The following is an 18,417-nucleotide window of genomic DNA, read 5'->3' as shown; positions in this document are numbered from 1 at the left end:
AGGCAGGGCAGGGGCTGAAATGATGAAACCCCAGCTAGTAGCAGGGGTTTCATTATCGGTGAATTGTTACGGTAGTTGGGGCCCGTGGTCGTTGGCCTGATTCAACGGCTTTGCATCGAAGGCCGGGATCTATGCCCCAGGGCTAGTCAACCGCCGCAGCCATGTCCGCATTGGCAGCCATCTTTCTTGCGCAGAATTTCGTAGAGATCGTCCTTGAGCTGCAGCTTCTGCTTCTTCAGCGACTCGATGGTGTCGTGGGTTGCGGGAGTGATGCCCGCTTCCATGTTCTTGATCTCCTGGTCGAGCTCGTTGTGGCTATGGAAGAGCTTTGCAAAATGCGGATCCTCGGTCTTGAGGCGAGAAATCTTTTCGCGGAACTCGGGAAACATGAGGGTTCTCCAGGGGAGTGAAAAAGGCACTTTGCGGGATTCGAACCTGGCCGGTGTTGAGGTAGATCACTGAAGGCGCCACACGAAAGGGCTTGTCCGCTCCTGGCGGATAGCAACCGTCCCCTGACGGCAATTTTCAGCCCACCGCTACCGCCGAAAAGCTCACCCTCATACTGACCGGCGACTGGAATCGCCTGACCCTGGGCGGCGGCGCCAGCTGGAACTCCAGCAACTCGCTGTACTTCAGCCGCTACAACAGCCGCGTGGGGCAGGACGACTACACCATGGTCAACCTGATGGCGCGCTACCGGCTCACCGACCATCTCTCGACCACGCTGAACCTGAACAACCTGCTCGACGAGAAGTACTACGCTGGGTTCTCCGGCAGCTACGGCCACTACGGGCCACCGCGCAACCTGATGGTGAACGTGCGGTACGACTTCTGAGTTCAGGCCTCATTGGTCGAGGCGTGGAGAGGCCGCAGTGGTCAGCTGTCGCACGAGGTAGCGGCTCGGTAGCATGCGATTTTCGTCGCCAGCGGATCCCGGTGGTGCTGCGTTCTTGATCTGCACTTGCCGTTGACGCAAAACCAATAAATCCGCCTGATCGACCAAGGGACTGAAGAGCAAATCGCCATGAGCGTGACCATCCGCAACGAACAGCCCGAAGACATCGAAACCATCACACTGCTGACCACAGCGGCATTCGAAAACGAAGAACACTCAAGCCATACCGAGCAATTCATCGTCAACGCCCTGCGCCGCTGCTGGCAACTCACCGTCTCCCTGGTGGCGGTAGAAGATGGTGAGGTCGTCGGCCATGTCGCCATCTCACCGGCTCGAATTTCGTCTGGCGCAAGTGGCTGGTACGGACTCGGGCCGATCTCCGTATGGCCGGATCGTCAGGGCCAGGGCATTGGCTCGGCCTTGATGAAAGCGGCCCTGGCAGAGCTGCAACGCCTCGGCGGTATTGGCTGCGTAGTGCTGGGCGACCCTGGCTACTATGGCCGTTTCGGTTTCAAGGCCCACCCGGGTTTGGAATTGCCTGGAGTGCCCCAGGAATACTTCCAGGCGCAGGTATTTGCTGGTGAGCTGCCGACCGGCACTGTTCAGTACCATGAGGCGTTTGAGGCTATCGAGTAGTCGTGTCTCCCTGATGGCGATGCACGGCTAAGCGAAGGTTCAGGCGCTGGATGACTTTGTCTCCAGTGCGGATGAAAACGATCCTGCTTTCACATTGCGACTCCAGGAACTGCAGAGCCAGCTTGAAGTAGCTGTTCAACGATGGAAGGCATTCGGTTCACCGTCCAGCTTCTGGTCTTCCTGGTTTGGGAGGTCGATACGCAAGCTGGTGCAGTAATGCGGCTTTTTGTACGCGCCCGGGATTCGCGCGCAGGGCGCGCTCCTACAAGAGGCTCGGTGTGTGGCAGCCCGTAGGAGCGGATCTCATCCACGAATCGCGCCGGAACCTCTGGCTATCGCGGACAAGGTCCTACCATACGGGCGGGCGCGGCTTCTCGTAGGAGCGAGCTTGCTCGCGAACCAGCCCCGCTGCGGAATCTGTTCGCGAGCAAGCTCGCTCCTACGAAGAGCATCCGGGCGTGGGCTGTAAGACAGTTGCTCCTACAGGACTGCTTCAGCAAACACTGGACCTCGTAGGATGGGTTGAGCGAAGCGATACCCATCGCTATGACCGCATGGGTTTCGCAAACTCAACCCATCCTACGAAGAGCGCCTCGGCGCAGTCGGCACGACAGTTGCGCCTACGGGATCGAAGCGCCACCCACTACCGGCGGATAGCGCTTCACGTCACGCCCCTTACGCCCGGCCGCGTTCCTCAGCGGCGGCATACAACCGCTCGGCATCGGCCGCCAGGTACTCCAGCGCGCAGAAGGCGCCGTCCAGCACATCCTCGGCGGGCGAACCCAGGTCCGGCGCGCCGGCCAGCAGGCGCAGCAGATTGACCAGGGCCGATTGGCGGGATTGGGCAGCGTCGTAAAGCTCCGACGGGGCGGTGTTCTTGAGAGGGTGGGGTAGAACAGCGGATGCGATATGCATGGGAAAATCTCCGAGTAGGCTGGTTTTCCGCGCCCTGACGCCAATCAGGGTGGGCGGACCGTGCAGGTTGGCGTACCGGACTCGGACCGGCGCATCCGAAGATGCCCCACACGGCCCTCCCATAACGCGGGTGCAGCCGTGCTAGACGCAGGACAAAGTCTCCTGCGTCTACCGAGCACGGGACGCCAATCCCGTACCGCCCAGGTTGGGCGGCGAGGCAACGTTAGGGAGTTGCCGCGGGACTGTCAATCGGACGGAACAGGGAGGCGGCTGGGGCGAGAAAAAGGAACAGTTTCATTTTCGGATAGGCAGTCCGCTCCTGGCCGATAGTCACCAGCCACCGACCTGTTTGCTCTGCTGATCCCCTCAAGATCAGGCCCCATTAGCCTCAAAGCTGTCACTGCGCGCCATGCGCCACATCCGCTCGTAGAACTCCCCTTCGATATTGCCGCTGAGCAGTTCGCCCGGCTTGAGGAAGTAGTGCAGGTGGGCGAACAGGCGGATTTCGCTGGACGACACTCGGCGCACCAGGTGTTTGGCTTCCACTTCCGAGGGGTGGCGCAGGCCGGCGGCGGCGAGCATTTCGGCCAGGGCTTTCAGGGTGTTGCGGTGGAAGTTGTAGACGCGCTCGGCCTTGTCCGGCACTACCAGGGCGCGTTGGCGCAGTGGGTCCTGGGTGGCTACGCCAGTGGGGCATTTGTTGGTGTGGCAGCTCTGGCTCTGGATGCAGCCGATGGCGAACATGAAGCCGCGGGCGGAGTTGGCCCAGTCGGCGCCCATGGCCAGTACGCTGGCGATGTCGAAGGCGCTGACCACCTTGCCGCTGGCGCCGACGCGGATCTTGTCGCGCAGGTTCAGGCCGACCAGGGTGTTGTGCACGAACAGCAGGCCTTCGCGCATGGGCAGGCCCATGTGGTCGACGAATTCCACCGGGGCGGCGCCGGTGCCGCCTTCCTTGCCGTCGACCACGATGAAGTCGGGGAGGATGCCGGTTTCGTGCATGGCCTTGGCGATGCCCATGAATTCCCAGGGGTGGCCGATGCACAGCTTGAAGCCCACCGGCTTGCCGCCAGAGAGTTCGCGCAGGCGGACGATGAAGTCGAGCAGTTCCCTGGGCGTGCTGAATTCGCTGTGGCTGGACGGCGATACGCAGTCCTGGCCCATGGGCACGCCGCGGGTGGCGGCGATCTCGGCGGTGACCTTGTGCTTGGGCAGGATGCCGCCGTGGCCCGGCTTGGCGCCCTGGCTGAGCTTGATTTCGATCATCTTCACCTGCGGGCTGGCGGCCTGGGCGGCGAAGCGTTCGGGGTCGAAGCGGCCGTCGTCGCCGCGGCAGCCGAAGTAGCCGCTGCCCAGTTCCCAGGTCAGGTCGCCGCCGTATTCGCGGTGGTAGGGGCTGATGCTGCCTTCGCCGGTGTCGTGGATGAAGTTGCCCATGCGCGCGCCCTTGTTCAGCGCGCGGATGGCGTTGGCGCTGAGGGCGCCGAAGCTCATGGCGGAGATGTTGAACACCGAGATGGAGTAGGGCTGCTTGCACTCGGGCCCGCCGACCGTCACGCGGAAGGTGCTGGGGTCGGCCAGCGGCACCGGGCGGATGGAGTGGGCGATGAATTCGAAGCCGGATTCATAGACGTCGATGAGGGTGCCGAAGGGCTTGTCGGCGGTTTCCTGCTTGGCGCGGGCGTACACCAGGCCGCGCTGGGCGCGGGAGAAGGGCAGGGCCTCGCGGTCGCCTTCGAGCAGGTACTGGCGGATTTCCGGGCGGATGCCTTCGACCAGGTAGCGGATGTTGCCGAGGATGGGGTAGTTGCGCCTCACCGCGTGGGGCGCCTGCAGCAGGTCGAACACGCCCAGCAGGCTGAGGGCGAGTGTCACCAGGGTGAAGGGCCAGACCCAGTCGTGCCCGAGGAAGGGCAGGCTGAACAGGGTGAAGAGCACACAAGCGGCGAAGAAGGCGTAACGGCTTAGCAGCGACAGGTTCATGGAATCTCCAGTCGTCGGGCTTGATCACGGGGGTGGGCTGCCGGCATGGCGCAGCGGACCGCCATTGAGCATGGCAGGCGTTGCGCCGCTGTGCTCGGGCGAAGGTCAATGGGCTGGGCGTTGCGGGCGGATTCTTATGGTGTGGAAGGCTTGCGAGGCCGAACTTAGCCCGAAGCGGGGAAAAAAGAAAGCAAGCTAACGATATTTTCTGTCGCTGAGAAAGCTTGTGCCGCGAACTGCAATATTGGCGCGCCGGCCGCCGTTCGCTGGCGGCCGGCGGCGGGGATCAGAGCGTGGCCTTGACCTGCAGGCCGAAGACCAGGGCGTTGTCGATGCTTTGCCCGGAGAAGGCGCCCGGCTCGATCACGTATTGCACGTCCGGGCGCAGCAGCAGCCAGGGCGTGGCCTGGAAGCCGTAGCTCAGTTCGACCAGGCGCTCGGCGTTGTCCAGCTCGGGGTAGGCCTGGCCGTTGGCCAGGGCGTTGTCTTCCTGCAGTTCGCGGCTGCGCGGGTTGGGCACGGCGCGGCCGAAGCCCAGGGCGAGGGTGTCGCGCGGGCGGCCGGCGAAGGGCTGGTAGAGCACCACGCCGGCGCTGTACCACTTGCTGAAGGGCGAGGCCGCCGAGCTGGCCACCGAGACCTGGCCGAAGAGGTGCAGGCTCTGCCCCGGGCGATGCTGCGCGTGCCACACGGCCTGGTCGGCCAGCAGGTAGTGGCCGTCGCGCCCGGCGACCTTCTCGTCGCTGCCGATGCGCTGGGCGTCGGAACTGTCGTAGTACCAGCCCAGCTTGTATTCGCCGGGCAGCTCGTCGAGGCGTTTGTAGACCAGTTCGACGGGCACCACGGTGCCGGTGCTGTGCTTGGGCGTGAGGTGCCAGGCGCGGCTGGAGTTGCCGTTGCTCTCGGGGTCGACGTTGAAGGCCGCCACGCGCAACTGCCAGGCCGGCGAGAAGCTGTATTTCAGGCGCACGCCCAGGTGGGCGTTGGGGTAGTTGCTCCAGCCGCTGCCGCCGGACATGTTCAGCGGGTGGCCGCAGAAACCGGCGTTCATGAAGTTGCAGAGGATGCCGCTGTCCAGGCCGCCGAGGTCGTTGCCCATGGCCATGTAGCCGAGCTTCACGTCCAGCGCCGGGGTGAACAGGTTGCGCTCGTAGCTCAGTTCGGTGAGGCGGGTGTAGAGGCCGCCGTAGTTTTCCTGCACCGGCAGGCGGTTGCCGACCAGGTCGCCGGAGCCGTCGTTGCCGCGGCGGTCGTTCACGGTCAATTGCACCAGGCCGCCGTTGTCCAGGCCGTAGAGCTTGCCCAGGTCGAAGCGCACGCCGAGCTTGAGGTTCTGCGAATAGCGCGCCGAGCGCTTGAGGCCGCCGTCGGCGTTGTACACGGTCTCGCCGCTGTATTCGCCGGTGAAGCGGATGCCCTGGTCGTCCAGTTCGTGGCGCAGGCCGCCCCAGTCGCCGCTCAGCGTCGAGCGTTCGAGCGGGTCGTCGGCCAGGGCCAGGGACGGGGTGAGGCAGGCGGCGCCCAGCAGCAGGCGCAGGGAGGTGGAGGGGAATCGCATGACGGAACACTTACCGGATGAGGGGAGACGCGGCCCTGGGCCGCGCCGGAAGAGGGCGCCCGCCGGAGTGGCGGGCTCATGGTTCAGGGCAGGGCGTAGGCCATCACGTAGTCGCCGCGGTCCGGCGACTGGCGGGCGCCGCCGGCGGTGACCACGATGTACTGCTTGCCGGTCCTGGGCGAGACGTAGGTCATCGGGCCGCCCTGGCTGCCCACGGGCAGGCGGGCCTTCCAGATTTCCTTGCCGTTGCCGCTGTCGTAGGCGCGCAGGTAGAAGTCCTGGGTGCCGGCGATGAACACCAGGCCGCCCTGGGTGGACAGGGTGCCGCCGAGGGTCGGCAGGCCGATGGGGATCGGCAGGTGCATGCGGATGCCCAGCGGGCCGGTGTCCTCGACCGTGCCCACCGGCACCTGCCAGGCGACCTTGCGGGTCTTCAGGTCGATGGCGCTGAGGGTGCCGAAGGGCGGCGCCTGGCAGGGGATGCCGGCCACCGAGAGGAAGCGGTTCTTGTTCACCGCGTAGGGCGTGCCCTTGAGCGGCACCGCGCCCATGCCGGTGTTCAGCGCTTCGCCGCCGGAAGCGGCCTGGCCCTTGTTGGCCGAGGGGACCATCTGCACCCACAGGCCCAGGCGCATGTCGTTGACGAAGATGAAGCCGTGCACCGGGTCGGTGGAGATGCTGCCCCAGTTCATGCCGCCCAGGGAGCCGGGGAAGCTCAGCGAGAGGTCGGTGCCCGGCGCGGTGTACAGGCCGTCGTAGCGCATCTTCTTGAAGTCGATGCGGCACAGCAGTTGGTCGTACGGGGTGGCGCCCCACATGTCCGATTCGGTGAGGGTCTGCGCGCCTATCTGCGGCATGCCCACCGATTTCGGCTGGGTCGGCGAGTAGGGCTCGTTGGGGATATTGGCGGCTTTCACCGGCACTTCGTCGACCTGGGTCAGCGGCTTGCCGGTGGCGCGGTCGAGCACGTAGATCTGCCCGGCCTTGGTGCCGATCACCACGGCCGGCACGCTCTTGCCGTCGGCCACGGGGAAGTCCACCAGGCTCGGCTGCATGGGCAGGTCGAAGTCCCAGAGGTCGTTGTGCACGGTCTGGAACACCCACTTCTCGGCGCCGGTGGTGGCGTCCACGGCGAGGATCGAGGCGCCGTAGGTGTGGTCGAGCTTCGTGCGCTCCACGCCGTAGATGTCGGTGGAGGAGCTGCCCATGGGCAGGAACACGGTGTTCATCGCCGCGTCGTAGGACATCGGCGCCCAGCTGTTGGGGGTGCTGCGCACGTAGGTGCTGCCCGGCGCCGGGGCCTGCTTGTCCTGCGGGTTGCCCGGGTCGAAGGCCCAGCGCATCTGCCCGCTGATGACGTCGAAGCCGCGGATCACGCCGCCGGGCATGTCGGTCTGGACGTTGTCCGCCACGCGGCCGCCGACCACGACGGTGGTGCCGGCCATCAGCGGTGCGGAGCTGAGCTGGTAGTAGGAGTCGGGCACGTCGCCCAGGCCGGCCTTGAGGTCCACCTGGCCGTCGTTGCCGAAGCCCTGGCAGAAGGCGCCGGTGTCGGCGTCCACGGCGATCAGGCGGGCGTCGATGGTGTTGGTCAGCAGGCGGCGCTGGCAGTTGGCGCCGGCCGGCACGCTGACGGCGGTGACCGGCGTGCTGTTGGGCTGGGTGGGCTGGGCGACGGTCTTGGTCGCGTCGAAGTAGGCCAGGCCGCGGCAGCGCTGCCAGACCTTGGACTGCGCGTTGATTTCGTTCTTCCACAGCTGCTTGCCGGTGTCGGCGTCCAGCGCGATCAGGTCGTTGTGCGGGGTGCAGATGAACACCTTGTCGCCGACCTGCAGCGGGGTGAGTTGGTCCTCGGCGCCGTTGCCGTCGCTCTCGGCCACGTCACCGGTATGGTAGGTCCAGGCCACCTCGAGCTTGTCGACGTTGCCGCGGTTGATCTGGTCCAGCGCGGCGAAGCGGCTGCCGCCCTCGGTGTTGCCGTAGTGGGCCCAGTCCTTCTGCGCGTGGGCCGGGTCCACCGGCGTCAGCCCCGGGCCGTCGCCTGTGGGGGCGACGCTGGGGTGGGCGACGAACATGTTGCCGGCGGCCACCGCCAGCAGCACGGCGAGCACCGCGGCCACGCCATAGGCGCCGCGCCCGGCGACGCCGCCGGAGGCGCGCACCAGCATGGGGTAGATCAGCGCCACCGCCAGGCCGATGGCGCCGAACATGAACAGCCGCGAGAACAGCGGCCAGAACGCCAGCCCGGCGTCGGCCAGGGCCCAGAGGGCGGTGCCCGCCAGGAAGGCGGCGAACAGCCAGGCGCCGGCCGGCTTGCGCAGCGCCAGCAGGACGCCGGGCAGGGCCATGGCCAGGCCGCCGATGAGGAAGTACCAGGAACCGCCCAGGCTGGCCAGGCGGGCGCCGCCGGCGGCCAGGGCGAGGCCGAGGAGGGCGATGACCACCCCCAGGCCGACCAGAATGAAGGTGCTGGCGCCAGAGGCGCGCTGTGCTTGTCTCATGCCGGGAATCTCGCAGTGTGGGAGTGCGAATTATACCCTTAGCAAGCTAATTAACTAGATGGTTAATGGTGTTTTGTCCGATTTCCGACCAGGCGGTCGTGCTCAGCAGGCGATCACGTTCACCGCCAGGCCGCCCTTCGACGTCTCCTTGTACTTGTCCATCATGTCGCGGCCGGTGTCGCGCAGGGTGTCGATGGCCTTGTCCAGCGACACCAGGTGCTGGCCGTCGCCGCGCAGGGCCAGTTGGGCTGCGTTGATGGCCTTGAGCGAGGCCATGGCGTTGCGCTCGATGCAGGGCACCTGGACGAGTCCTGCGACCGGGTCGCAGGTCAGCCCGAGGTTGTGTTCCAGGCCGATTTCGGCGGCGTTCTCCACCTGTTCCAGGCTGCCGCCCAGCACTTCGGCCAGGCCCGCCGCGGCCATGGCGCAGGCCGAGCCGACCTCGCCCTGGCAGCCCACCTCGGCGCCGGAGATGGAGGCGTTGAGCTTGCACAGGATGCCGACGGCGGCAGCGGTCAGCAGGTAGCGCTCGATGGCGTCCATGGGCGCGTCGGCCTGGTAGTGGGCGTAGTAGTGCAGCACCGCCGGGACTATGCCGGCCGCGCCGTTGGTGGGGGCGGTGACCACGCGGCCGCCGGCGGCGTTTTCCTCGTTCACCGCCAGGGCCCAGAGGTCGACCCAGTCCATGGCGCCCAGGGTGCTGGCGATCAGGTTGCCGCTGCCGGCCTCGTTCAGCCGGCGGTAGAGCATGGGCGCGCGGCGGCGCACCCTGAGGCCGCCGGGCAGGGTGCCCTCGGTCTCCAGGCCGCGGCGCACGCAGGCCTGCATTTCCGCCCAGATGTGTGCAAGGCCGGCGTGGATCTGGTCCTCGCTGCGCAGGCTCAGCTCGTTCGCCCACATCAGGTCGCTGATGCGCCGGAAGCCGTGGGCATGGCACAGCCGCAGCAGTTCCTCGGCGCTGTGGAAGGGGTAGGGCATGGGGTTGTCGGGCAGGGCGCGGTCGGTGTTGAAGTCGGCCTCGTCGACCACGAAGCCGCCGCCCACCGAGTAGCAGGTGCGCTCGGCCAGCACGTGGCCGGCGGCGTCCAGGGCGCGCAGGCGCATGCCGTTGGGGTGGGCCGGCAGGCTGCCGTCGTGGAACACCAGGTCGCGGCCGGGGCTGAAGTCGATGACGTGCTCGCCGTCCAGGGCCAGGCTGTGTTCGGCGAAGATGGCGTCCACCAGCGGCGCCAGGGCGGCGGGGTCGGCGTCCGCCGGGTCGATGCCGAGCAGGCCGATCAGGCAGGCACGGTCGGTGGCGTGGCCCTTGCCGGTGGCGCTGAGCGAGCCGTAGAGGTTCACCTCCACGCGCGTTACGCGGGTCAGCAGGTCGGCCGCGCGCAGGCGCTCGACGAACTCGCGGGTGGCGCGCATGGGGCCGACGGTGTGCGAGCTGGACGGGCCGACGCCGGGCTTGAACATGTCGAAGACACTGAGGGTCATGGTTGTGGTCCTCCTGGGTTCAAGCATGGACCTGTTTGGGGGGGATTGCCGGGGGTTGTGGTGTGTGGGGTTAAGAGCGCCCTCTCCCCAACCCTCTCCCTGAAGGGAGAGGGGGCTGTCCTGAGTGGCCGGGGAGTCTGGAGTCATCCTGATACTGCTGGTCCCATCCTCGTCATTCCCGCGAACGCGGGAACCCAGTGCCTTGCACAGGGTTTCAGGGAGCTTGGTGATTGCGCTTCACGCCGAACGGTTCCCTCTCCCGCTTGCGGGGGAGGGGTAGGGAGGGGGAGCGGCGTGCAGGGTTGGCAGTGGAGTGTCGGCGAAGTCCCGTTGCCCTCACCCCAGCCCTCTCCCGGAGGGAGAGGGAGCCGTTCGGAGTGGATAGGGAATTTGGAGTTAGCCTGACACTCCTGGCCTCACCCTCGTCATTCCCGCGAACGCGGGAACCCAGTGCCTAGCACAGGGTTTCAGGGAGCTTGGTGATTGCGCTTCACGCCGAACGGTCCCCTCTCCCGCTTGCGGGGGAGGGTTAGGGTGGGGGAGCGGAGTATGGGGTTGGCAGTGGAGTGTCGGCGAAGTCCGTTGCCCTCACCCCAGCCCTCTCCCGGAGGGAGAGGGGCTGTTCGGAGTGGGTGGGGAATTTGGAGTCATCCTGATACTCCTGGCCTCACCCTCGTCATTCCCGCGAATGCGGGAACCCAGTGCCTTGCACAGGGTTTCAGGGAGCTTCGTGGTTTCGCTTCACGCCGAACGCCGCGTCAGCCGGCAAGTTCGTAGGGCGCATAACCGTTCGCGGTTATGCGCCCTACTTACCCCTGCGCCTGCAGAAACAACGAAAACAACTCCGACTGCGACTTGATCCCCAGCTTGCTGTACATGTGCTTGCGGTGCACCTTCACCGTCTCCGCCGAGATCGCCAGCTTGCGCGCTATCTCCTTGCTGGAGCAGCCGCTGAGCATCAGCCGGCCCACTTCCAGCTCGCGGGCCGTCAGCGGAGTTTCCAGGCGTTCCACGGTTTCTTCCAGGCGGCTCTGCCAGCGCGGCGCCGGTGGCGTGGCCTGCTCCAGCAGTTCGCGTTCGAAGGCCATGCGCTGGCGCATCAGGCCGGCCACCCAGGGGCGCAGCAGGTCGAGCAGGGCGACCTGTTCGGCGCTGAAGCGGCCCTTGCTGCCCAGGGACAGGCACAGGGTGCGCTCGGCGTCGAGCTGCACGTTGAACTGCACCTCGTCGGCCACCACGTTGAGGCGGAAGTAGCGCTGGTAGTAGTCGGTCTGCTCGAAGCATTCCGGGGCCACGTCGGCCAGGCGCAGCAGGCCGCTGCCCGGGGCCTCGCGGCTGGCGATGTAGAAGGGGTCGAGCAGGTACAGGCCCTTGAGGTAGTCCTGGAACAGCGGGTCGGGGCCGCCGTCCTCGCCCGGGCATTCGGCGAACACCTGCGGGCGGCCGTTGCTGAAGAGCAGCGCCACCCAGCTGTCGAATGGCACATACTCGTTCAGCAGGCGCACCAGGGCGAGCCAGAAGTTGGGCTTGTCCAGCGTCTCGATCAACTGCCCGACCGAGCGGTGCCAGGCGATGTCCTGCAGCGTAAGGTTCATGCCTCTACCCCTGTTGGGTTACCACGTGGGCGTAATTACCCGGGCGCGCTGGCGAACTGCATACTCGGTGAATGCCTTGCACCGGCCCGGCGCGCATTCTGACCCTTTTGCGCCGGGCGGTCATGTTTCCCGCCAGGACGGCTGATCCATCCCGCGTGGCGAGCGAGCCCGCAACAAGAACCACAGGAGCTGCAATGAAGGTCGAACTCGTCCAACTGGCCGGCCGCGACGGCGACACCGCCTACAACCTCGGGCGTACCCTGGCGGCGATCCGCGCCTGCGCCGCGGATACCGACCTGGTGGTGTTCCCCGAGACCCAGCTGATGGGCTTCCCCACCGAGGACAACGTCGCCCGCCTCGCCGAGCCGCTGGACGGCCCCAGCGTGCGCGCCGTGCAGCAGGTTGCGCGGGAGCGCGACGTCGCCGTGGTGGTGGGCATCGCCGAGGCCGGCGACGACGGCCGCTTCTACAACACCACGCTGCTGGTCACCCCCGAGGGCATCGCCCTGAAGTACCGCAAGACCCACCTGTGGGCCTCCGACCGCGGCATCTTCACCCCCGGCGACCGCTACGCCACCGCGCTGTTCAAGGGCGTGCGGGTGGGCATCCTGATCTGCTTCGACATCGAGTTCCCGGAAAGCGCCCGCGCCCTCGGCCAGCTGGGCGCCGAGCTGATCCTGGTGACCAACGGCAACATGGACCCCTACGGCCCCACCCACCGCACCGCGATCACCGGCCGGGCCATGGAGAACCAGGCCTACGCGGTGATGGTGAACCGCGTCGGCGAAGGCGACGGCGGCCTGGTGTTCGCCGGCGGCAGCGCGGTGGTCGACCCCTTCGGCCAGCTGCTCTGCGAGGCCGGCCGCGAGGAGTGCCGGATGCGCGTGGAACTGGACCTGGCGCGCCTGCAGCAGGCGCGCCGCGACTACAGCTACATCGCCGAGTGCCGCTTCGTGCTGCCCGGCGAGACGCGCGAGCACGCCGACGGCCTGCGCGAGCTGCTGATTCCGGGCTGAGCCCCGGAAGGCGCAGGGCCGCGCCAACGATCCAGCCAAGAAGTACCGGTGGGAGCGTCCCTCCCGCCTGCGTCTCCCGGGTGAGGGGAGGCGCCTTTGCACGCGTCGATTTCGACTCTGCCATAACAAACACAACTCGGAGTAAGCACTCAATGGCTCGACTCAAGCGCACCCTCTCGCTGGGTTCGGTGGTGCTGTTCGGCATCGCCTACATGACCCCCATCATCGTCCTCGGCACCTTCGGCATCCTCGCCGACACCACCGGCGGCGTGGTGCCCGCGGCCTACCTCGTGGCCTCGGTGGCTATGCTCTTCACCGCCCTCAGCTACGGGCGCATGGCCGCCGCCTTCCCGGTGGCCGGCTCGGCCTACACCTACGTGCGCAAGTCCATCAGCCCCAAGCTGGGCTTCCTCGCCGGCTGGGGCGTGCTGCTGGACTACCTGTTCCTGCCCATGGCCATCTGGCTGATCGGCGCGGCCTACCTGCACTCGGCCTTCCCGGCGGTGCCCCAGGCGCTGTGGGTGCTGGCCTTCATCGGGGTGACCACCGGCATCAACGTCATCGGCCTGCGCCTGGCGAAGAACGTCAACAGCGTGCTGATGCTGGTGCAGTTCCTGGTGCTGGCGGCCTTCGTGCTGCTGGCGGTGCACTACGTGCTGGGTGACGCCAGCAAGCCGCTGTGGTCGCTGGAACCCTTCTTCAAGGAGGGCGTGCAGCTGCCGCTGATCATGAGCGGCGCGGCCATCGCCTGCTATTCGTTCCTGGGCTTCGACGCGGTCAGCACCCTGACCGAGGAAACCCACGAGCCGCGCAAGAACATCCCGCGCGCCATCCTGCTGATCACCCTGATCGGCGGCTTCATCTTCATCGCCGCCAGCTACTTCGTGCAGCTCGCGCACCCGTCCACCGAGTTCCAGAACGCCGACTCGGCGGCCTACGAGATCGCCCGCAACATCGGCGGCGACCTCTTCGTCAGCATCTTCCTCATCGGCCTGATCGTCGGCCAGTTCACCTCCGGTCTGTCGGCCCAGGCCAGCGCCTCGCGCCTGCTGTTCGCCATGGGCCGCGACGGCGTGCTGCCCAAGGCCTTCTTCGGCACCCTGAGCGAGCGCTTCGGCACCCCGGTGGGCAGCATCGTGCTGTGCGGCGTGGTCGCGCTGCTGGCGCTGGAGATGGACGTGACCACCTCCACCTCGTTCATCAACTTCGGCGCCTTCCTGGCCTTCAGCCTGGTCAACCTGTCGGTGATCTTCCACTACTGGATCGCCCGCGGCGAACGCGGCCTGCGCGGCGCGGTGCTGTTCCTGGCCTTCCCGCTGATCGGCCTGGTCGCCGACCTCTGGCTGATGGCCAGCCTCGACCACCTGGCCATCTACCTGGGCCTGGCCTGGCTCACCGCCGGGGTGCTGTACCTGGCCGTGCTCACCGGCGGCTTCCGTCAGCAGCCGCCGGAGATGCACTTCGAGGAGGCCTGATTCAGGCCGGGTGCGGGCCGGCGGGCAACGGCCGGCCGCGCTCGGGAGCGTCGGGCTCCGCCGTGGCGCCCGCGGCCAGTTCGCGGGCGTCGGCGCGTTCAGCGCTGGACAGCTCGCCGGCCCGGAAGCCGGTGATGCGCAGCAGCGCCAGGGTGCAGGTCAGCGAGACCAGGGCGTAGAGCCCCGAGGCGATGGCCACGCCGACGATGCTGCCGGTGCTGTTGAGTATCCACTGGGCCAGCACCGGCGTGCCGCCGCCCACCAGCAGCGAGCACAGCTGGTAGGCCAGCGACAGCCCGGTGTAGCGCACCCGCGCGGGGAAGGCGCGGGCGAGGATGCCGCCCACCGCGCCGTAGAACATCGCATGGGGCACCGTGGCCAGGCACATACCCACGGCGGCTATCCAGTAGACGTTGGTTTCCACGGCGAAGAACATCGCCGGCATCAGGATGAACTCCGGCAGCACCATCAGGCAGGCCGCCTTGCGCATGTCGATGCGCGAGGCCAGCAGCGCGCCGAACGGCTGGCTGAAGAACTGCACCACCAGGGCGATGACGATGATGCTGAGGAAGGTGCCCTGGCTGTAGCCGAGGGTCTTGGTGGCCCAGGACAGGGCGAAGGTGCTCTTGAAGTAGGTGACGTGGATGATCGGCAGCACCCCGGCGCCGAGCAGCACGATCAGCCAGTGCTCGCGCAGCACTTCCACCAGCGGCAGCTTCACGGTCTTCTTCTGCTGCAGCAGGCGCTTCATGTCCTCGGACTCTTCCAGCTTCAGGCGGATGACCATGCCGACGATCACCAGCGCCGCGGAGATCAGGAACGGGATGCGCCAGCCCCAGAGCATGAAGTCCGGCATGGGCAGGGCGCTGAGGGCGAAGAACACCAGGGTCGCCAGCAGGTTGCCGGTGGGCGAGCCCTGCTGGGCGAAGGCGGCGTAGAGGATGCCCTTGCCCTTGGGCGCGCTTTCGCTGGCGATGAGGATGGCGCCGCCCCATTCGCCGCCCACGGCGACGCCCTGGATCACCCGCAATGCCACCAGGGCGACGGGCGCCCACACGCCGATCTGCGCGTAGACCGGCAGCAGGCCGATGCAGGTGGTGGCGATGCCCATCATGATCAGGGTGATCACCAGGGTGTTCTTGCGCCCGATCCGGTCGCCCAGGTGGCCGAAGATGATGCCGCCCAGCGGGCGGGCGACGAAGCCGGACCAGAGGGTGACGAAGGACAGCAGCGTGGCCAGGCCCGGGTCCATGTCGGCGGGGAAGAACACCTTGCCGAACACCAGGGCGGCGGCCAGGCCGTAGATGTAGAAGTCGTACCACTCGATGGTGGTGCCGATGAAGGAGGCGATGCCGGCCTTGCGGGCCTTGCGGTGCAGCGCTGCGTCTGCGGAGGAGGGCGTGCTGGGCATGGGCGGGTCCTGCTTATTGTTGTTGTTCTGGTCGCCGACGCGCAGGCCCCGCGCGCGCCCTCCGGGGGAGGGCGCGGGGTGGCGACTGGCGTGCGTCGGTGTTGCCCCGGGTTGGCTCGGAGTCTATGCGGCGCCCCTGCGGATCAATAGTTTTTTAATCTTATGGTGCGATAAGCGATTGCGTATCGACGCCCTCGTCCAGGCAGGCCTTGAGCGTGGCCAGGAAGGCCTGGGCCGCATGGGGCGCGTCCTGCGCGGCGAGGATGGCGTGGATTTCCGAGCGCGCGCCGCTCTGCTCGATCTCCAGGTAGCGCACCTGGTTCTTCCAGGCCAGGCACAGCGTCTGCGGCAGCAGGGCCACGCCCATGCCCAGGCCGACCATGGCCGCGATGGTCTGCCACAGCCGCGCCTCGTGGCGGATGTGCGGGCTGAAGCCGGCGTCCACGCAGCGGGCGATGATCAGGTCGTGGTAGTGCGGCGACAGGCTGCGCGGGAAGAGGATGAAGCCCTCGTCGCGCAGCTCGGCGAGGTCGATGCGCGCCCGCCCGGCCAGGCGGTGGCCGGCCGGTACGCAGCAGAGGAAGGGGTCGGCGACCAGGCATTCGGAGGCGATCCCGGCCGGCAGCCTGGCCCAGTGCACGAAGCCGATGTCGATCTGCCCGCGTTGCAGCGCCAGGGCCTGTTCCGAGGTGTTCATCTCCATCAGCACCACTTCCATGTTCGGCTGCTCCGCCTCGAAGCGCGCCATGGCCCGCGGCAGGCCGCGGTAGAGCATGGAGTTGACGAAGCCCACGCGCAGCTGGCCCACCGCGCCCTCGGCGGAGAGCAGCGTCAGGCGCTTCACCTTCTCGGCCTGCAGCAACAGGCTGCGCGCCTCGTCGAGCAGCACCTGGCCGGCGTTGGTCAGCTTCACCGACTTGTTGTTGCGCACCAGCAACTGGATGCCCAGTTGCTCCTCCAGCTTCTTGATGTCGAAGCTCAGCGCCGGCTGGGAGATGAACAGGCGCGCGGCGGCGCGGCCGAAATGCAGCTCCTCGGCGACGGCGATGAAGTAGCGCAGTTGCTTGAGGTCCATGGCAGGGCACCCGGGTTTCTACGATTTGTTTTTCTTATCGTGGATGATTTTTATTGTATTGGATACTTATCGTCACGCACTCCTAGTCTCGGCGCCAGAACAAGACCCGGAGACGCGCCATGACCGCCATGCCTGAAGTCCGCCCCGAAGACGCCCTGAACATCCCCGACAGCCGCGGCATCAACCTGTATGCCTGCGACCCCTCGCTGCAGGGCCTGCTGGAGGTGTACCTGCCGCCGGAGGTGCTGGCGCAGTGGCGCGACACCCTCGAACGCCTCGGCGCCCGCGCCGGCGACGAGCTGGACGTGCTGGCCCTGTCGGCGGACAGGAACCCGCCGCTGCTGGCGCCGCGCACCCGCCGCGGCGAGGACCTGCAGAGCATCCGCAAGCACCCGGACTACGTCGCCCTCGAGCGCGTGGCCTATTCGGAACTCGGCCTGGCTTCCATGAGCCACCGCCCGGACGGCGCGCTGCCGCTGGTGAAATACGCGCTCACCTATCTGTTCGTGCAGGCCGAGTTCGGTCTGTGCTGCCCGGTCAGCATGACCGACTCGCTGACCCGCACCCTGCGCAAGTTCGGCGCGCCGGAGCTGGTGGAGCGCTACCTGCCATCGCTGGCTTCGCGGGACTTCGACACGTTGTTCCAGGGCGCCATGTTCATGACCGAACAGGCCGCCGGCTCCGACGTCGCCCGCACCCGCACCCTGGCGCGGCAGCAGGATGGGGAGTGGAAGCTGTACGGCGACAAGTGGTTCTGCTCCAACCCCGACGCCGACCTGGCCATGGTCCTGGCCCGCCCCGAAGGCGCGCCCGAGGGCATGAAGGGCGTGACCCTGTTCCTGCTGCCCAAGCACCGCCCGGACGGCTCGCGCAACGCTTACCGTATCCTGCGCCTGAAGGACAAGCTGGGCAGCCGCTCCATGGCCAGCGGCGAAATCTGCCTGGAAGGCGCCAGCGCCTACCTGATCGGCGAGGTCGGCCGCGGCTTCCAGCAGATGGCCGACATGGTCAACATGTCGCGCCTGTCCAACGGCGTGCGCGCCGCCGGCCTGATGCGCCGGGCGCTCAGCGAGGCGCTGTTCATCGCCCGCCACCGCCGTGCCTTCGGCAAGCACCTGATCGATATGCCGCTGATGCAGAAGCAACTGCTGAAGCTGATGCTGCCGGCCGAGCAGGCGCGCTCCATGTTCATGCAGATCGCCACCCTGCTGCCGCGCGCCGATGGCGGCGACGCCGCGGCGCAGAAGTGCGTGCGCATCCTGACCCCGCTGATCAAGTTCCGCGCCTGCCGCGATGCCCGGCGCGTCACCGGCGACGCCATGGAGGTGCGCGGCGGGGTGGGCTACATCGAGGAATGGAGCGACGCGCGCCTGGTCCGCGACGCCCACCTGGGCTCCATCTGGGAAGGCACCAGCAACATAGTCGCGCTGGACATCGCCCGCGCCGTCACCCGCGAACAGGCCCTGGAGCCGCTGCACCAGTACCTGCGCGGCCTGCTGGCCGAGAGCGGCCTGCCGGACGCCAGCCGCGCCCGTTTCGAGATGCTGTTGGAGCGCAGCGTGGCGCTCATGGCCGACGTGGCCGAGGCGCGCCAGGACGAGCAGGTGCGCCAGGCCGGCAGCGCGCTCTACCACATCGCCAGCGCCATCTTCATGGCCTGGGAAGCCGGCCGCCAGGCCAGCGACCGCCGGCGCCTGGCCCTGGCCCACCTGGTGCTGCAGCACAAGCTGCTGCCGCGCGACCCGCTGGGCCTGCAAGCCGGGGCGTCGCTGCTGGCCCGGCTGCTCGACGAGGGCGAGATGAGCCTGGACGAAGCCATGCAGCTGCTGCCGGCCTGACTTCCCGCAACCGACAAGAATCGACAAGAGAGAGTTG

14 protein-coding genes are annotated in these 18,417 nt (G+C 67.3%); 5 read left to right on the top strand and 9 right to left on the bottom strand.

Annotated features, from left to right (window positions below):
- Positions 1–146: 146 nt before the first annotated feature.
- On the bottom strand, positions 147–389 hold the full coding sequence (locus tag BM060_RS16530) for an HP1242/YdcH family protein (protein ID WP_009619027.1): 243 nt from the start codon (positions 387–389) through the stop codon (positions 147–149).
- A gap of 170 nt (positions 390–559) precedes the next feature.
- Here BM060_RS16530 and BM060_RS16525 point away from each other — a divergent pair, with 170 nt between their 5' ends.
- Complete coding sequence (locus BM060_RS16525) at positions 560–835, top strand: TonB-dependent receptor domain-containing protein (protein WP_083426789.1); 276 nt, start codon at positions 560–562, stop codon at positions 833–835.
- A gap of 189 nt (positions 836–1,024) precedes the next feature.
- Positions 1,025–1,531, top strand: a complete 507-nt coding sequence (locus BM060_RS16520) for a GNAT family N-acetyltransferase (RefSeq protein ID WP_074981094.1) — start codon at positions 1,025–1,027, stop codon at positions 1,529–1,531.
- A gap of 675 nt (positions 1,532–2,206) precedes the next feature.
- Here BM060_RS16520 and BM060_RS16515 read toward each other — a convergent pair.
- The 6 genes from BM060_RS16515 to BM060_RS16490 all read right to left on the bottom strand — a co-directional run bounded on the left by BM060_RS16515 (position 2,207) and on the right by BM060_RS16490 (position 11,565).
- Positions 2,207–2,446 (bottom strand): hypothetical protein, encoded by a 240-nt coding sequence (locus BM060_RS16515; protein WP_058489046.1) that lies wholly within the window; start codon positions 2,444–2,446, stop codon positions 2,207–2,209.
- Between the two features lie 372 nt (positions 2,447–2,818).
- On the bottom strand, positions 2,819–4,429 hold the full coding sequence (locus BM060_RS16510) for an FMN-binding glutamate synthase family protein (protein WP_074981092.1): 1,611 nt from the start codon (positions 4,427–4,429) through the stop codon (positions 2,819–2,821).
- Positions 4,430–4,715: 286 nt separating this feature from the next.
- Entirely contained in the window at positions 4,716–5,987 is a 1,272-nt protein-coding gene (locus BM060_RS16505; protein WP_074981090.1) for a carbohydrate porin, read from the bottom strand.
- Between the two features lie 83 nt (positions 5,988–6,070).
- A complete protein-coding gene (locus BM060_RS16500) occupies positions 6,071–8,488 on the bottom strand; it encodes a glucose/quinate/shikimate family membrane-bound PQQ-dependent dehydrogenase (RefSeq protein WP_074981088.1) in 2,418 nt (805 codons plus the stop codon).
- 102 nt (positions 8,489–8,590) lie between these two features.
- Entirely contained in the window at positions 8,591–9,970 is a 1,380-nt protein-coding gene (locus tag BM060_RS16495) for an L-serine ammonia-lyase (RefSeq protein ID WP_074981086.1), read from the bottom strand.
- 809 nt (positions 9,971–10,779) lie between these two features.
- Complete coding sequence (locus BM060_RS16490; protein ID WP_074981084.1) at positions 10,780–11,565, bottom strand: helix-turn-helix transcriptional regulator; 786 nt, start codon at positions 11,563–11,565, stop codon at positions 10,780–10,782.
- Between the two features lie 194 nt (positions 11,566–11,759).
- Here BM060_RS16490 and BM060_RS16485 point away from each other — a divergent pair, with 194 nt between their 5' ends.
- Positions 11,760–12,581, top strand: a complete 822-nt coding sequence (locus BM060_RS16485) for a carbon-nitrogen hydrolase family protein (protein WP_074981081.1) — start codon at positions 11,760–11,762, stop codon at positions 12,579–12,581.
- 152 nt (positions 12,582–12,733) lie between these two features.
- A complete protein-coding gene (locus BM060_RS16480) occupies positions 12,734–14,056 on the top strand; it encodes an APC family permease (RefSeq protein WP_058489051.1) in 1,323 nt (440 codons plus the stop codon).
- A gap of 1 nt (position 14,057) precedes the next feature.
- Here BM060_RS16480 and BM060_RS16475 read toward each other — a convergent pair whose 3' ends face one another.
- Both BM060_RS16475 and BM060_RS16470 read right to left on the bottom strand, forming a co-directional pair.
- Positions 14,058–15,467 carry an MFS transporter gene (locus tag BM060_RS16475; protein WP_074981079.1) on the bottom strand — a complete coding sequence of 470 codons (1,410 nt, stop codon included), beginning with the start codon at positions 15,465–15,467 and terminating at the stop codon, positions 14,058–14,060.
- A 160-nt stretch (positions 15,468–15,627) separates the two neighbouring features.
- The gene (locus tag BM060_RS16470; protein ID WP_074981076.1) at positions 15,628–16,542 is read right to left on the bottom strand and encodes a LysR family transcriptional regulator; all 915 of its coding nucleotides are present in this window, start codon (positions 16,540–16,542) and stop codon (positions 15,628–15,630) included.
- Between the two features lie 119 nt (positions 16,543–16,661).
- On the opposite strand from BM060_RS16470, the gene BM060_RS16465 reads away from it, so the two are divergent.
- The gene (locus tag BM060_RS16465; RefSeq protein WP_074981074.1) at positions 16,662–18,380 is read left to right on the top strand and encodes an acyl-CoA dehydrogenase family protein; all 1,719 of its coding nucleotides are present in this window, start codon (positions 16,662–16,664) and stop codon (positions 18,378–18,380) included.
- Positions 18,381–18,417: the final 37 nt, after the last annotated feature.

The sequence above is a fragment of the Pseudomonas citronellolis genome, from assembly GCF_900112375.1.
Taxonomy (GTDB): Bacteria; Pseudomonadota; Gammaproteobacteria; order Pseudomonadales; family Pseudomonadaceae; genus Pseudomonas; species Pseudomonas citronellolis.
The sequence above is the reverse complement of the archived record's forward strand: the minus strand, read 5'-3'. Positions and strand labels throughout refer to the sequence as shown.

Excerpts from the sequence above, each read along its gene's own strand:
- BM060_RS16505 (WP_074981090.1), bottom strand. The coding sequence starts at position 5,987 with ATGCGATTCCCCTCCACCTCCCTGCGCCTGCTGCTGGGCGCCGCCTGC.
- BM060_RS16490 (WP_074981084.1), bottom strand. The coding sequence starts at position 11,565 with ATGAACCTTACGCTGCAGGACATCGCCTGGCACCGCTCGGTCGGGCAG.
- BM060_RS16515 (WP_058489046.1), bottom strand. The coding sequence starts at position 2,446 with ATGCATATCGCATCCGCTGTTCTACCCCACCCTCTCAAGAACACCGCC.
- BM060_RS16510 (WP_074981092.1), bottom strand. The coding sequence starts at position 4,429 with ATGAACCTGTCGCTGCTAAGCCGTTACGCCTTCTTCGCCGCTTGTGTG.
- BM060_RS16480 (WP_058489051.1), top strand. The coding sequence starts at position 12,734 with ATGGCTCGACTCAAGCGCACCCTCTCGCTGGGTTCGGTGGTGCTGTTC.
- BM060_RS16520 (WP_074981094.1), top strand. The coding sequence starts at position 1,025 with ATGAGCGTGACCATCCGCAACGAACAGCCCGAAGACATCGAAACCATC.
- BM060_RS16500 (WP_074981088.1), bottom strand. The coding sequence starts at position 8,488 with ATGAGACAAGCACAGCGCGCCTCTGGCGCCAGCACCTTCATTCTGGTC.
- BM060_RS16470 (WP_074981076.1), bottom strand. The coding sequence starts at position 16,542 with ATGGACCTCAAGCAACTGCGCTACTTCATCGCCGTCGCCGAGGAGCTG.
- BM060_RS16530 (WP_009619027.1), bottom strand. The coding sequence starts at position 389 with ATGTTTCCCGAGTTCCGCGAAAAGATTTCTCGCCTCAAGACCGAGGAT.
- BM060_RS16485 (WP_074981081.1), top strand. The coding sequence starts at position 11,760 with ATGAAGGTCGAACTCGTCCAACTGGCCGGCCGCGACGGCGACACCGCC.
- BM060_RS16495 (WP_074981086.1), bottom strand. The coding sequence starts at position 9,970 with ATGACCCTCAGTGTCTTCGACATGTTCAAGCCCGGCGTCGGCCCGTCC.
- BM060_RS16475 (WP_074981079.1), bottom strand. The coding sequence starts at position 15,467 with ATGCCCAGCACGCCCTCCTCCGCAGACGCAGCGCTGCACCGCAAGGCC.
- BM060_RS16465 (WP_074981074.1), top strand. The coding sequence starts at position 16,662 with ATGACCGCCATGCCTGAAGTCCGCCCCGAAGACGCCCTGAACATCCCC.